At 27.5% G+C, this 13311-nt stretch carries 15 protein-coding genes; 11 read left to right on the forward strand and 4 right to left on the reverse strand.

Features of this window, described 5'->3' with window-relative positions:
• The first annotated feature begins 14 nt into the window (after window positions 1-14).
• From E6771_RS09245 to E6771_RS09260, 4 genes are all read left to right on the forward strand, one after another.
• Window positions 15-725: an amino acid ABC transporter permease gene (locus E6771_RS09245; protein ID WP_316091011.1), complete on the forward strand. Its 711-nt coding sequence runs from the start codon at window positions 15-17 to the stop codon at window positions 723-725.
• Window positions 718-1446 (forward strand): amino acid ABC transporter ATP-binding protein, encoded by a 729-nt coding sequence (locus E6771_RS09250; protein ID WP_316091012.1) that lies wholly within the window; start codon window positions 718-720, stop codon window positions 1444-1446. The genes E6771_RS09245 and E6771_RS09250 overlap by 8 nt, the downstream gene beginning before the upstream one ends.
• Window positions 1447-1488: 42 nt before the next feature.
• Window positions 1489-2214, forward strand: coding sequence for a basic amino acid ABC transporter substrate-binding protein (locus E6771_RS09255; RefSeq protein WP_316091014.1), 726 nt, complete (start codon window positions 1489-1491; stop codon window positions 2212-2214).
• 209 nt (window positions 2215-2423) lie between these two features.
• Window positions 2424-3134 (forward strand): 2-phosphosulfolactate phosphatase, encoded by a 711-nt coding sequence (locus E6771_RS09260; RefSeq protein WP_316091015.1) that lies wholly within the window; start codon window positions 2424-2426, stop codon window positions 3132-3134.
• Here the strand turns inward: E6771_RS09260 and E6771_RS09265 are convergent.
• Window positions 3127-3972 (reverse strand): DMT family transporter, encoded by an 846-nt coding sequence (locus E6771_RS09265; protein WP_316091016.1) that lies wholly within the window; start codon window positions 3970-3972, stop codon window positions 3127-3129. The genes E6771_RS09260 and E6771_RS09265 overlap by 8 nt on opposite strands.
• A gap of 401 nt (window positions 3973-4373) precedes the next feature.
• On the opposite strand from E6771_RS09265, the gene E6771_RS09270 reads away from it, so the two are divergent.
• The 6 genes from E6771_RS09270 to E6771_RS09295 all read left to right on the forward strand — a co-directional run bounded on the left by E6771_RS09270 (window position 4374) and on the right by E6771_RS09295 (window position 9371).
• Window positions 4374-5291: a TIGR01212 family radical SAM protein gene (locus E6771_RS09270; protein WP_316091019.1), complete on the forward strand. Its 918-nt coding sequence runs from the start codon at window positions 4374-4376 to the stop codon at window positions 5289-5291.
• Between the two features lie 15 nt (window positions 5292-5306).
• Window positions 5307-6161, forward strand: a complete 855-nt coding sequence (locus E6771_RS09275) for a MurR/RpiR family transcriptional regulator (protein ID WP_316091020.1) — start codon at window positions 5307-5309, stop codon at window positions 6159-6161.
• A 36-nt stretch (window positions 6162-6197) separates the two neighbouring features.
• Window positions 6198-7022 carry a glucosamine-6-phosphate deaminase gene (gene nagB, locus E6771_RS09280; RefSeq protein ID WP_316091021.1) on the forward strand — a complete coding sequence of 275 codons (825 nt, stop codon included), beginning with the start codon at window positions 6198-6200 and terminating at the stop codon, window positions 7020-7022.
• A gap of 186 nt (window positions 7023-7208) precedes the next feature.
• Window positions 7209-7568: a ferritin-like domain-containing protein gene (locus E6771_RS09285; RefSeq protein ID WP_316091022.1), complete on the forward strand. Its 360-nt coding sequence runs from the start codon at window positions 7209-7211 to the stop codon at window positions 7566-7568.
• Window positions 7569-7584: 16 nt separating this feature from the next.
• Window positions 7585-8370, forward strand: coding sequence for a family 1 encapsulin nanocompartment shell protein (locus E6771_RS09290; RefSeq protein WP_316091023.1), 786 nt, complete (start codon window positions 7585-7587; stop codon window positions 8368-8370).
• Window positions 8371-8462: 92 nt separating this feature from the next.
• The gene (locus tag E6771_RS09295; protein WP_316091024.1) at window positions 8463-9371 is read left to right on the forward strand and encodes a PhzF family isomerase; all 909 of its coding nucleotides are present in this window, start codon (window positions 8463-8465) and stop codon (window positions 9369-9371) included.
• Between the two features lie 642 nt (window positions 9372-10013).
• On the opposite strand, the gene E6771_RS09300 is transcribed toward E6771_RS09295, so the two are convergent.
• Both E6771_RS09300 and E6771_RS09305 read right to left on the reverse strand, forming a co-directional pair.
• Window positions 10014-11015: a tyrosine-type recombinase/integrase gene (locus tag E6771_RS09300; RefSeq protein ID WP_316091026.1), complete on the reverse strand. Its 1002-nt coding sequence runs from the start codon at window positions 11013-11015 to the stop codon at window positions 10014-10016.
• Between the two features lie 42 nt (window positions 11016-11057).
• Window positions 11058-11738 (reverse strand): pseudouridine synthase, encoded by a 681-nt coding sequence (locus E6771_RS09305; protein ID WP_316091028.1) that lies wholly within the window; start codon window positions 11736-11738, stop codon window positions 11058-11060.
• A gap of 139 nt (window positions 11739-11877) precedes the next feature.
• Between E6771_RS09305 and E6771_RS09310 the strand changes: the two genes are divergently transcribed.
• The gene (locus tag E6771_RS09310; protein WP_316091029.1) at window positions 11878-12420 is read left to right on the forward strand and encodes a hypothetical protein; all 543 of its coding nucleotides are present in this window, start codon (window positions 11878-11880) and stop codon (window positions 12418-12420) included.
• 87 nt (window positions 12421-12507) lie between these two features.
• Here E6771_RS09310 and E6771_RS09315 read toward each other — a convergent pair whose 3' ends face one another.
• Window positions 12508-13191, reverse strand: a complete 684-nt coding sequence (locus E6771_RS09315; protein WP_316091030.1) for a DinB family protein — start codon at window positions 13189-13191, stop codon at window positions 12508-12510.
• Window positions 13192-13311: the final 120 nt, after the last annotated feature.

Raw genomic sequence — 13311 nt, forward strand, 5'->3', positions numbered from 1 at the left:
TGAAGGGGGAACAAATGGAGTATTTAGCATTACTAAAAGATATTTTTCTAGGAGGAAACAGATACATGTATATTGTAAATGGTCTGGCTTTCTCTATTGGGACAACTATGCTGGCAGGTTTAATAGGAGTGATATTAGGTATACTTATTGCTCTTATGGAATTGTCACATTTTTATCCATTAAAACATAAAAAAGGTTGGGAAAAATTTAATCCAATATCGTCACTGGCATTTGCATATGTAGATCTTATAAGAGGAACACCGGCAGTTGTACAGCTTATGATACTTGCTAACTTAATATTTGTAGGAGCATTAAGAGATACCCCTATACTTGTTATAGCTGGATTATCTTTTGGAATAAATTCAGGTGCTTATGTTGCTGAAATAATAAGAGCTGGTATAGAAGGACTTGATAAAGGACAAATGGAAGCTGCAAGAGCTCTTGGAATGCCTTATGGTATCGCAATGAAAGAAATAATTATTCCACAGGCTGTAAAAAAAATACTTCCAGCATTGGTAAGTGAATTTATTACATTGTTGAAAGAAACATCTATAGTAGGATTTATTGGAGGAGTAGATTTATTGAGATCAGCAAATATTATTACAAGTCAGACATACAGAGGAGTTGAACCTCTATTGGCAGTAGGTTTAATATATCTGATATTGACAGCTGTATTTACTAAATTCATGAGAGGAATAGAAAAGGGGTTGAAGGTAAGTGATTAAAGTAAATAATTTATATAAAAACTTTGGAAAATTAGAAGTATTAAAAAATATAAGTGCTGAAATCCACAAAGGAGATATAGTGGCAATAATAGGACCTTCTGGAAGTGGAAAATCTACTTTCCTTAGATGCCTGAACAGACTTGAAGAAGCTACTGCTGGACATATATATTTTAAAGGTAAAGATCTCATGGCTCCAGATACTGATATAAATAAAGTACGTGAGAAAGTAGGAATGGTATTTCAGCATTTTAATCTTTTTCCACATAAAACAGTTTTAGAAAACCTTACTCTTTCACCTATGAAATTAAAAGGTTATTCTCAAGATGAAGCAGAAAAAAAAGCAATGATATTATTAGAAAAAGTAGGATTGACAGAGAAAGCAGATGCTTATCCAAATCAATTATCTGGAGGGCAAAAACAGAGAATAGCTATAGCGAGAGCTCTTGCTATGGAACCTGAAGTGATGCTTTTTGATGAGCCTACATCTGCTCTTGACCCAGAAATGATTAAAGAGGTTCTGGATGTTATGAGAGGTCTGGCAAAAGAAGGAATGACAATGCTTATAGTTACACATGAAATGGGTTTTGCAAGAAATGTTGCAAATAGATTATTTTTTATGGATAGAGGAGATATATTAGAAGATACTACCCCTGCTGAACTGTTTGATAATCCAAAACATGAAAGAACAAAAGAATTTTTAGAGAAAGTCTTGAATAAATAAGAAATTTGTAGTTTAATAGATTTATAAGAAGGGGGTAATAATATGAATAAATTATTGAAATCATTATTAATGACAGCTATGATTTTAGCATTATCAGTAACAGTATTGGCAAAAGATAAAATTTATGTTGGAACAAATGCAGAATTTCCACCATTTGAATATCTTGAAAATGGTGAAATAACAGGTTTTGACATGGATTTAGTACAAGAGATTGGAAAGATAATAGATGCAGATATTAAAATAGTAGACATGGCTTTTGATGGACTGCTTCCAGCACTTCAAATGAAAAAAGTTGATTTGGTAATAGCTGGAATGACAGCTAATGAAGAAAGAATGAAAACTGTATCTTTCACACAGCCTTATTATACTGCCAGTCAAGTTATTATAGTAAAAGAAGAAGATAATTCTATAAAATCTTTTGCAGATCTTAAAGGAAAAAAAGTAGGAGTTATGCTTGGATTTACTGGTGATATGGTTGTCAGTGAAATTGAAGGGGTCAAAATCGAAAGATTTAATGCTGCATATGCTGGAATAATGGCACTTCAAGCTGGAAAAGTTGAAGCCATTGTACTAGATTCTGAACCAGCTAAAAATTATGTTGCACAAAATAAAGGTTTAATTTTGGCTGATGCAGATGCAGAACAGGAAGAATATGCAATTGCAGTTAGAAAAAATGATAAGGTACTTTTAGAAAAAGTAGAAAAAGCTCTTAGTGAAATTAAAGAAAATGGAACTTATGACAAACTTATTCAAAAATATTTTAATTAATAATATATACAATTTTAAAAGAATGATAAAAGTTGACATTTTATAAAATGAATATTTTAATTTTAAACAGCTAAAATTTTGTATTTCACAGAATTGAGGCTGTTTATTTTTTATAGTACTTCTCTTTTAGAAAAATTAGTTTGATTCTCTTCTTTTTTGAATAAAAGTGATATAATTACTATATAAATAATTATATGAGGAGAAAATAAATGAAAATAGATATTATTTTAACAGCAGCAGATATACAGCCTGAAAAAATAAAAAATAAAATTATAGTAATAATAGATGTATTGAGAGCAACAAGTGTAATGATAACAGCTTTAGCAAATGGAGCAAAGGCAGTATATCCATATCAAGATATTGAAAGTGTATTAGAAAATTCAAAAAAATCTAAATCTTTTATATTAGGTGGAGAAAGGAAAGGTTTAAAAATTGAAGGGTTTGATTTTGGAAACTCTCCATTAGAATATACAAAGGAAGCTGTAAAGGGAAAGGATATATTTATGACTACTAGTAATGGAACAAGAGCTATTGAAAATTCTGCAAATGGTTCTAAAAAACTTTTTATAGCAGCTTTCTTAAATGTGGAAAGTGTAGCTGAAAAAATACTAAAGGAAAATGATGATACTGTGATAATTTGCTCAGGAACAGATAATAATTTCTCTTTAGATGATGCACTGTGTGCAGGAGAAATAATAAAAAGAGTAAAAGAGAAAAATAAAAATGTAAAGCTTACAGATATAAGCCTTGCTATGAAAAAATTAGCTGAAACATCACTTAGTATAGAAAACACTTTAGAAGGAAGCAAGCATTTCGAATATTTAAAAACAATAGGTTTTCATGAGGATATGAGCCATTGTTTTACTATGGATATGTTTGATATAGTTCCAGAATATAAAAATGGAGTTATAACTAAATAACTCCAGCTAAAATAACACTTATAAATAATAAAACAGCTCCTATGTAACCTTTTACTGAAAGAAGTTCATCAAGGAATACGAAAGCAAAAAATGCTGAAAATACAGGCTCTAAAGATAAAATTATTCCAGCTTGTATAGCACTGGTATCTTTTAAGGCATATATCTGCATAATATAACAAACTGCTGTACAAAATATACCTAATATTATTATTACTCCCCATAATTTCATATCATGTGGAAATTTAAAAGATTCAGTAGTGAATGAGATAAGTCCATTCATAATAGCAATTATTCCCATTTGTAAAGCACCTATGGCTACTGAATCTGCATTTTTAGGAATCTGTTCCATAACTAATACTTGGAGAGCAAAAGCGAAAGCACAGATAATACATAATAAATCTCCTTTATTTATAGTCAACTGCTCATTTAAAGTTAAAAAAGCTATACCCATACTTGCCAAAATAACACTTACAAGCAATCTAAATTTTATTTTCTTTTTTAAAAAAATAACTGATATTACTGGAATCATTACTACAGAAAGGCTTATTAAAAATCCTGCATTAGAAGCACTTGTATATTTTACTCCAATGGTCATTGTGAGCACTGATATAAATGCTAAAATTCCTAATATAACTGAATATTTTAATGTTACTTTATCTGAGTTTAATATTCTTTTATGAAAGAATACAGCTGTCACTAAAAAAGCTGTTCCGAATCTTAGAGTAGTAAGATTAAATGGTTCCAATAAACCTATTCCTATCTTAGTTAGAAAATAAGTTGAACCCCAAAATAGAGCTACTAATCCTACAAAAAAATTCGCTCTTAACTGTCTGTTCATTTCTTCCCCCTATGTTTTTAATATTATATAGTCATTTTTAAAATTTTTTATAATAATTTTTTTCATTTTAGAATGCTTTCTCTAAACTTCAATATCCTCTTTGAAATATATATTTTATTTTATATTTTTATTAATACTGTTTAAAATATGCTTTCATTGGTCAAATAATTAATTATTAATAACATTATAATATAATATTAAATAATATGAAATACTATTTTTATTTTTCTTTAATATTGTTTAAAATATATTTTCATTATTGAAATGATACAAAATATTTTATCAATTATTTTAAAAGAATATAAAGATATCACTAATAAAAAATATAATATAATGTTTCTTTTTTCTTTAAAATTTATTACAATATAATAAAGAAATTTCAATTTTAGAAAGGAACAACAATGAATAATAGAAAAAGATATAATTCTTTAGATAATTATTTTAAAAATACTTTTGGAGAAAAAATATATAAAGTTTCATTAGATGGAGGATTTACCTGTCCAAACAGAGATGGGACTTTAAGTACTGAAGGGTGCATATTCTGTAGTGAAAGTGGCAGTGGTGATTTTGGTGGAAGCAGAAAATTATCTATTAGTGAACAGATAAATGAACAATTAAAACTTATAGAAAAAAAATTTCCTTCTGGAAAAGTCATAGCTTACTTTCAAAATTTTACTAATACTTATGGAAATGTTGAATATTTAAGAAAAGTATATTATGAAGCTTTAGCTCATCCCAGAGTTATAGGGCTGGCTATTGCTACCAGACCAGACTGCTTAGAAGATAATGTAATAGAATTATTGGATGAAATAAATAATAAATATTTTTTATGGATAGAGCTTGGACTTCAGACTATAAATGAAAAAGTTGCAGAAGTTATCAATAGACAATATCCTTTAAAAACTTATGAAAAAGCAGCAGAAAAATTAAAAAAACATAGTATAAAATTTGTTACTCATATAATTATAGGGCTTCCAGGAGAAAAAGAAGAAGACTCTTTAAATACAGCCATATTTTCTGAGAAATGTGGGACATGGGGTATAAAGTTACATTTACTGCATATTATAAAAAACACTGAATTAGAAAAATATTATAAGGCAAATGAATTAAAAATACAAAAAAAAGATGAATATGTGAAAAAAGTAGTTAAAATATTACAAAATATATCGTATAATATAGTTATACATAGATTGACAGGAGATGGAAATAAAGATACACTGGAAGCACCATTATGGAGTCTTAATAAAAGAGATGTTTTAAATAGTATTGAAAAAGAAATGAAAATGGGAAATTTATACCAAGGGGGAACTGAAATTTAAAGGGGGCGTTTTAAAATGGGAGTAATTATTAAATTAAATGCTATGAAAAATCAACTTACATCTATAGAAAAGAAAATAGCTGAGTATATACTGGCGGATCCTGAAAGGATAAAGAATCTTAATACTTATGAAATTGCAAATAATTGTGATACTAGTCAAGCTTCTATTGTAAGGTTTTCAAAAAAACTTGGCTTTAAAGGATTTCCTGATTTTAAGCTTTCACTTAGTCAAGATATTGGAAATAGAAAAGCGGAATCGCATGTAAATATAATGCATGAAGAAATTAAACCTTCTGATACTTTTGAAATAATTGGTAAAAAAGTAGCTACTGAAAATACAATGGCAGTAAATAATACTTATGAGATAACAGATTTTAAAGAATTAGAAAAAGCTGTAAAGGTAATATCTGGTGCCAGAAAAATTATGCTTGCTGGAGTAGGGTTTTCTGGAATAGTAGCTAAAGATTTTCATTTTAAGCTTTTAGAATTAGGTAAAGAAAGTTTATTTGAAGCTGATACTCATATGCAGTTGAGTTGTTTAGCTACAATGAATGAAAATGATGTGCTTTTTGTAATATCTCATAGTGGTAAAACATTAGAAGTATTCAACCTTGTAAAAGCTGCCAAAAATAAGAAAATAAAAATAATTACATTAACAAGTGTAGTTCAAAGTCCTATACGGGAATTAGGAGATATAAAATTAAGCACAGTAGAAATGAAGAGCGATTTTAGAGCAACAGCTTTATCTCCAAGAATTTCACAATTAACAGTAATAGATATGATATATATAAAACTTATGCTTGAAAATGAAGACTTACAAGATTATATTTTCAAAGCTATTGAACTTGTGAAAGGTTTTAAGCTTAATTAATAAGGTTTTTTAAAATAGAATCATATGGAGGGTATCATGAGAGTTATCATAACAGAAAAAAAAGTTGGAGATTGGGCTGCAGTATATGTAGCAAAAAAAATTAATGAATTTAAACCTACAAAAGAAAATCCTTTTGTATTAGGACTTCCTACTGGTGGAACACCTTTAGAAATGTATAAAAGACTTATAGAGCTTAACAAAGATGGAATAGTTTCTTTTGAAAATGTAGTTACATTTAATATGGATGAATATGTAGGACTTACACCTGATAATGACCAAAGTTATCATTATTATATGTTTAATAATTTTTTTAATCATATAGACATAAAAAAAGAGAATATAAATATACTTGATGGAATGGCTGAAGATTATGAAGCTGAATGTCAAAGATATGAAGATAAAATAAAATCATATGGTGGAATTCATCTATTTTTAGGTGGAGTTGGACCTGATGGGCATATTGCTTTTAATGAACCAGGATCCTCACTTGCTTCTAGAACTAGAGATAAAGAACTTACAATGGATACAATAGCCGCTAATGCGAGATTTTTTGGTGGAGATATAAATGCAGTTCCTACATTAGCATTAACTGTGGGAGTAGGAACAATACTTGATGCCAGAGAAGTTCTTATTATGGTAACTGGTCTTAATAAAGCGAGAGCACTTCATTATGGAGTAGAAGAAGGAGTTAACCATATGTGGACTATTTCAGCTCTGCAATTACACAGATGTGGAATAATAGTTTCTGATGAAGCAGCTTGTGCTGAATTGAAAGTTGGAACTTACAGATATTTTAAAGATATAGAAAAAAATAATCTAGATACAGACAAAATACTGGCAGATTTATATAATACTAAATAGTTTTACAAATATTTATGATTAAAATTCTTTAATTTATAAAAGTAATTTCAATTGAAGAAATGGGCTTGAAATTTTTTAAAATTTCAGGTCTTTTTTTATTTTTTTTTAAAGGAATTCTCTCTAGACTGTTGAATAATAATATATAAGAGTTTATTAGTAATGTAATATAAATTGGAGGTAAGAATTATGGTAGAAGCTATGAAAGCAATGCAGGAGAACATGAAAACATTAAGTAACAATACAAAAGACATAACTAGAGCAATCGAAAGTCTTAGAGAAGAAATGGATGCAGTAGATGTATATAATCAGAGAGCAGAACTTGCTACTGATGAAGAATTAAGAAAACTTATGATACATAATAGAAATGAAGAATTAGAACATGCTGCCATGATAATTGAATGGTTAAGAAGAACTATTCCTGAATTTGATCATGAATTAAAAGATTACTTATTCACAGAAGGATCATTGGAAGATATTGAAGAACAAGCTACCTCTGGAGATGGAGCACAATCTTCTTCTTCATTAAAAATAGGAAATTTAAAATAATTGGGAGGTTATATATATGGATTTTTTAAAAAGAGAATTAGCACCTATTACAGCTAATGGATGGAAAGAAATAGAAGAAAGAGCAACTGCAGTATTATCAAAAGAATTATCAGCTAGAAAATTTGTAAGAGTAACAGGACCATTAGGAAGAGAAGTAACATCTATAACTACAGGAAGAATGGATGTAAAAACTAAGGATGATATTAAATATGGAGTATATAAAGTACAGCCCCTTACTGAATCTAGAATATGTTTCCCTTTAAGCAGATGGGAATTAGATAATATTGAAAGAGGAGCAAAGGATGTAGACTATACTTCTTTAGATGAGGGAGTAAGAAAGGCTGCTAAATTTGAAGAGGAAGCTATATTCAAAGGACTGGAAGAAGGACAAATAGAAGGAATATATAAATCAAGCAGTTATGATACTTTAGATTTTGGAAAAACTGCTGATAAAACTTTAAAGGTTATCTTTGAAGGAATACTAAAATTAGATGCAGCTTTCGCTAAAAAACCTTATGTTCTAGTAGTAAGTAATGAAAAATGGTACTATCTAAATACAATAGTAAAAGAATATTCATTACCTGAAAAACTGGAAAAGATACTAGGTCATAAAATAATAGTAAGTAAATCAATAGATGGGGCTATACTCCTTCCATTTGATGATGAAAATATTGAACTAATAATTGGTGAAGATTATGCATTAGGATATCAAAACCATAATGAAAGTGTTGTAGAGTTATTTATAACTGAAAGTTTTTCATTTAGAGTTTTAGATCCAGCATTAATAGTATTATTTAAATAATAGATTAGAGCTAGAATAGAAATGTTCTAGCTCTTTTATTTTTTGAATCAAAATGTTATAATTTAATCAATCAAAGTAAAGCAGGAGGAATTATGTCAAAAATTTATAAAGTTTATCAAATTGACTCTTTTTCAGATAAAAAATTTTTAGGTAATCCAGCAGGAGTAGTTTATAATGCTGATGGATTAAGTGAAAAGGATATGCAGAAAATAGCTAGAGAATTAAATAATTCTGAAACAGCTTTTATTTTTTCATCTGATTCAAAAGAATATGATATACATGTGAGATTTTTCACTCCTTTAAAAGAGGTTCCTATTTGTGGACATGCAACTATTGCAGCTCATTATGTTATTGCTTTAGAAAGGAAAATTAAAGAAAATACTTGTATCAGGCAAAAAACAGGTGCTGGAATCCTGCCAGTTGAAATAGAACCCAAAAAAATCGGATATAATATTACCATGATTCAAGGAAAAGTAGAGTTTGGAGATATTATAGAAGAAAAAAATTTAGGAAGATTAGTTTCTGCTTTAGGTATAGATAATAATGACTTAATAACAGAAGCTCCAGTACAAATAGTTTCAACAGGACATTCTAAAGTAATGATAGGAATAAAAGATTATAAGCAGCTTCATAATTTGAAACCTGATATGAAAGAACTCAATAAATTGAGCAACATTATAAATTGTAATGGATATTTTGTATTTACTTTTGACAGTGATGAAAAAGATATTCTTTTGAAAGGAAGAATGTTCGCGCCAGCTATAGGTATAGAAGAAGATCCAGTTACAGGAAATGCAAATGGACCAGTAGGTGCATATATAGTCAAGTATGAACTAGCTAAATTTAAGGAGGATAATTTTAAATTTAGTGCCAAACAAGGGATGTCTATTGGTAGAGAAGGAAAAATAAATGTAAATGTCCACATAGAAAATAAAGAACCAGTGAAAGTTGAGATATCTGGAACTGCTGTAGTAGTTTTTAAAACTACAATAGAATTATAAAATATTTCTGATTTTTTTGAAATATCAAATTGTTTTAAATTTTTTAATTAAAAATTATTGCTGATATATGAAAATAAAAATCTAAGTTTTGATTAAAATTTTGTTTTGAAGCAATTTTCAAAAATGAACCTATAATTTTTATTAAGAAAAATAAAAAATGTTTATAACTTTAAGAAAATATTTTTTATAATTATTTGAAAGAAATAGATAGGGAGAAAATTTATTTGTTTTTTAAATAAAACTATAGGACTTTTTTAAAAATATAATTAATGAGAAAAAATAAAAAAGAGATATCTTTTTAAATGAAAATTTCTTACTGAGTAATCAGAAAATTTTTGATATCTCTTTTTATTATAAAAAACTCATAAATTATTTAAAATAATTTTTATTTTATTATTTCGGATAACTAAACCACATATAATGTTAATTATATGCTGAAAAATTATTTAAATAATTTTAATTAAAATAATAATAAATTATTCTCTAATTAATTTGTTAAAATAAGATAATTTTTTATAAATTATGTATAAATATTAAGCTTATATTGTAATTTAGGTTAAAAATGAAATTATTTAAGAAATTATTTGTTTATAAATAAATTTCTTGAAATTTTTTATTTTTTTCTTAATTTAAATTATAAGACTATTTTTTTTCATCTATATCTTCTAAAGAAGAAAAGACAGGAAGTTTTTCTAAAACTCTTTTTTCTAAAATTGATTTAGCATTTATATATACTTCTGTTACTCTTGTATCAGCATGACCAAGAAAATCTCTTATTTCTAAAATATCTGCACCATTAATAGAAAGTTCTGTAGCAACAGCATGACGTACATTATGTGGACTGATATCTTTTCCTATTAGTTTGCCCATATTTTGTACAAGATCATAAAGTGCTCTGTAAGAAAGTTGAGTGTTTTTTTCTGTTGAGCTGCTAAAAACATACTGTTCTTCTATCTTGGTATCATCTATATTATACAATGATTGAAGATATCCCTTATACTCCTTTAATTTTTGGATAAGAATATTATGCACAGATTTATATTGTTCACGACCACTTTTAGTTTCTTCCAATTTTATATAATAGTTCCCTTCTCTTTCTAAGATATGCTTGAATTTAAGATTGATTAATTCTTGGCTTCTCATTCCAGTATAAAATAATGTATATAAAATATTTACATTTCTGTAGTCCTTTTCTCCATTTATTTGATATTGTCCTATAATTTTTTTTATATCCTCAAAAGATAATTTAAGTACATTATCAATATTTCTTGATACTTTAAAAAGTTCTACATATTTAAACGGATTTTCATAACCATTTTTTTCCATCTCTTTATATAGAGATTTTAATGAAGAAATTATCTTATTTATAGATGTTTTTTTTAGTTTTCTCTCTTCTACCAAGCAGGCGATATAGTCTTCCACATCTTGTTTTTCTACATCTTTCATCAGCTCGATTAACTCTTCTGCTCTTATATTTTCTTCTCCTTCATATACAAAGTTTAGAAAATCTTTGAGGTAAAACATATAATCTTTAAGGGTTTTTTGAGAACGATATATTTCGAATATACTTTTACGTTCCTCTTTATTTCTTTTTTTTCTTCTGCTGACTGCTATTCCTGCTTCTTCTCTTTTTATTATATCCATTTTTACCTCTTTTAAAAAGTCCTATTAAAAAAATTAAGAAAATTATATGATGTCTTCTGAATTTATCTCTTTTACTTCTCCAAGTTCTAGATTATCTAAATTTAATTTTCCGAATGATATTCTTTTTAAAAATACCACTTTATTTCCAACTGCTTCCAGCATTTTTTTTACTTGGTGAAATTTTCCCTCTTTTATAGTTAGATGTATTTTATTTGAATCTACCTTTGATGCTTTTGCTGGCATTGTAATATAACCACCTATATCTAATCCGTTTCTTAATTTTGTTAAATCATCTTCTAAAATATCTTTTTCAAGATCAGCATAATAAGTTTTTTCTACATGACTTTTTGGAGATAGCAGTTTATGATTTAATGCTCCATCATTTGTCAGCAGCAAAAGTCCTTCAGTGTCTTTATCCAATCTTCCTACAGGAACTAGATCTTTCTTTATTACCCAATCAGGCAGCAGCTCCATAACTGTTTGTTCACTATTGTCCTCTACAGCTGTTATATATCCTGCTTTTTTGTTTAATATGTAGTATCTGAATTTTTTATATTCAAGTTTTTTTTCTTGATAAAAAACTTCATCTGAATTTTCTTTTATATTCATTTGCGGATTATTAGCAATTATTCCATTTACAGTTATTTCTCCTGTTCTGAGGATTTCTTTTACTTCTCTTCTGCTTCCCAGTCCACATTCTGTTAAAAATTTATCTAATCTCATTTCAATGTTCCTCCAGTTAACCATTCCTAATTAAATACTAACATATTATTTGACAAGTTTCAAATTTCCTTTTAAAATCTTTCTATAAATGTTATAATTTATGCAAGATTATTTTGAAAAGATAGGAGATTCAGAAACAATGATAAACTTTACTAAAATTGATGAAATGATTGAAATAATAGAAAATAACCAGATTCCAGATGACATGACATTTAATGATTATGTCTGTGAATTTTATAATGAAGTAAAAACTATTCCTTTATCTAAATATCTTAGAAGTAAAGATAAAGTCAAAAGACTTCCCAAAATAATGAATAGTAAAAAAGCTGGGGAAGTTATCTTGGCTAGTGAAAAAGATGAGGAAATTAAAACTTTTTTGAAAAGAAAAGGTTATAAAGAGATACCTCAGCTTGATTATAAATCTATTATGCTGTTAAGAAAAACAGATTTACTATCTAACTGGAAAAAGGTATTGCTTTTCTTTGAAGGAGAAGGAACAGTTGAAGAAATAAACAGCTCTACGAGACCTATCCTTTTACCACAGGAAGTAGAAAAACTGGAAAGTTACATAAAAGAAGAACTTAACATTAATGAGCAGGAGCTTAATTGGCTATTGAGTAAATTTGAAAAAATGCAGAAAAATAAGATGATTTTAAAATCATTACAGAAATTATCAAGATAAAAAAAGAGGATAACTCACAAATAGAAATATAATTTTAGTAATTTAATAACTTCTAAAATTAAGTCTAAATTTGAGTTTTATCCTCTTTTAACTTTTATAATACTCTTTTTTTCTATTAATACTGTTTTTTAAATTATAGCAGTCATTTATATGTCCTATTTGATGTCTAGTTCCAGGCATAAGTATTATTCCAGCAACATTCTTTTTTCCCCAGAAATCTAAGAGCCATATTGAATCAGGATGATCAGTGACTCCACCCTCATTCAATATTTTTTCTATACCCTTCTTTTCTGCTTTTCTTTTCATATCTTCAAATTTAAGCTTTGAAAATATTGATTGAGTTTGAGTACCCACAGCTTTTCTATATTCTTTTAACACTTCTATATCTATACTTTTGCTTAAGTTCATTATTTCATCATCAGTCATTGCATTTCCAGTATCATTAACAGATACCTTCATTTTTTTCTGCCATTCCTTATTATAAATCTGTTCAGAATTACTTATAAGGATATTCACAGTTAAATCTTCTATTCTTGTGATATGCCATATGTTCCAAGCTATTGTCACATCTTTGGCAGTTGGCATGATTGAAAAATCTTTTATATCAAGCATTTCCCATAATTGATTCATTAAAGTATTGTCATTATCAGAAAAATGAAGATATCTGTGCATGGATAGATAAAGATCTTTTGCTTTATCAAAAGTTTCTTTTTTTCCTATTAATTCTTTTAATTCTTTTTGCTGTATATTCCATTCTGATGCTATACTCATACATTTCTCCTTTTATATTCCTAGTTTCTGTTAACTTAAATTTATGTGAACTACTCCTAACCTTTTAAGGTATAATAATTTGCTCAAGATTATATATCCTCCCTAAAATGAAAGGAGCAG

It is taken from the genome of Fusobacterium sp., from assembly GCF_032477075.1.
Classification (GTDB): Bacteria; Fusobacteriota; Fusobacteriia; order Fusobacteriales; family Fusobacteriaceae; genus Fusobacterium_A.

Bases quoted from the DNA above. Each gene is read 5' to 3' on its own strand.
- E6771_RS09245 (WP_316091011.1), top strand. From the start codon at position 15: ATGGAGTATTTAGCATTACTAAAAGATATTTTTCTAGGAGGAAACAGA.
- E6771_RS09305 (WP_316091028.1), bottom strand. From the start codon at position 11,738: ATGAGATTAGATAAATTTTTAACAGAATGTGGACTGGGAAGCAGAAGA.
- E6771_RS09260 (WP_316091015.1), top strand. From the start codon at position 2,424: ATGAAAATAGATATTATTTTAACAGCAGCAGATATACAGCCTGAAAAA.
- E6771_RS09310 (WP_316091029.1), top strand. From the start codon at position 11,878: ATGATAAACTTTACTAAAATTGATGAAATGATTGAAATAATAGAAAAT.
- E6771_RS09255 (WP_316091014.1), top strand. From the start codon at position 1,489: ATGAATAAATTATTGAAATCATTATTAATGACAGCTATGATTTTAGCA.
- E6771_RS09270 (WP_316091019.1), top strand. From the start codon at position 4,374: ATGAATAATAGAAAAAGATATAATTCTTTAGATAATTATTTTAAAAAT.
- E6771_RS09285 (WP_316091022.1), top strand. From the start codon at position 7,209: ATGGTAGAAGCTATGAAAGCAATGCAGGAGAACATGAAAACATTAAGT.
- E6771_RS09300 (WP_316091026.1), bottom strand. From the start codon at position 11,015: ATGGATATAATAAAAAGAGAAGAAGCAGGAATAGCAGTCAGCAGAAGA.
- nagB (WP_316091021.1), top strand. From the start codon at position 6,198: ATGAGAGTTATCATAACAGAAAAAAAAGTTGGAGATTGGGCTGCAGTA.
- E6771_RS09290 (WP_316091023.1), top strand. From the start codon at position 7,585: ATGGATTTTTTAAAAAGAGAATTAGCACCTATTACAGCTAATGGATGG.
- E6771_RS09275 (WP_316091020.1), top strand. From the start codon at position 5,307: ATGGGAGTAATTATTAAATTAAATGCTATGAAAAATCAACTTACATCT.
- E6771_RS09295 (WP_316091024.1), top strand. From the start codon at position 8,463: ATGTCAAAAATTTATAAAGTTTATCAAATTGACTCTTTTTCAGATAAA.
- E6771_RS09315 (WP_316091030.1), bottom strand. From the start codon at position 13,191: ATGAGTATAGCATCAGAATGGAATATACAGCAAAAAGAATTAAAAGAA.
- E6771_RS09265 (WP_316091016.1), bottom strand. From the start codon at position 3,972: ATGAACAGACAGTTAAGAGCGAATTTTTTTGTAGGATTAGTAGCTCTA.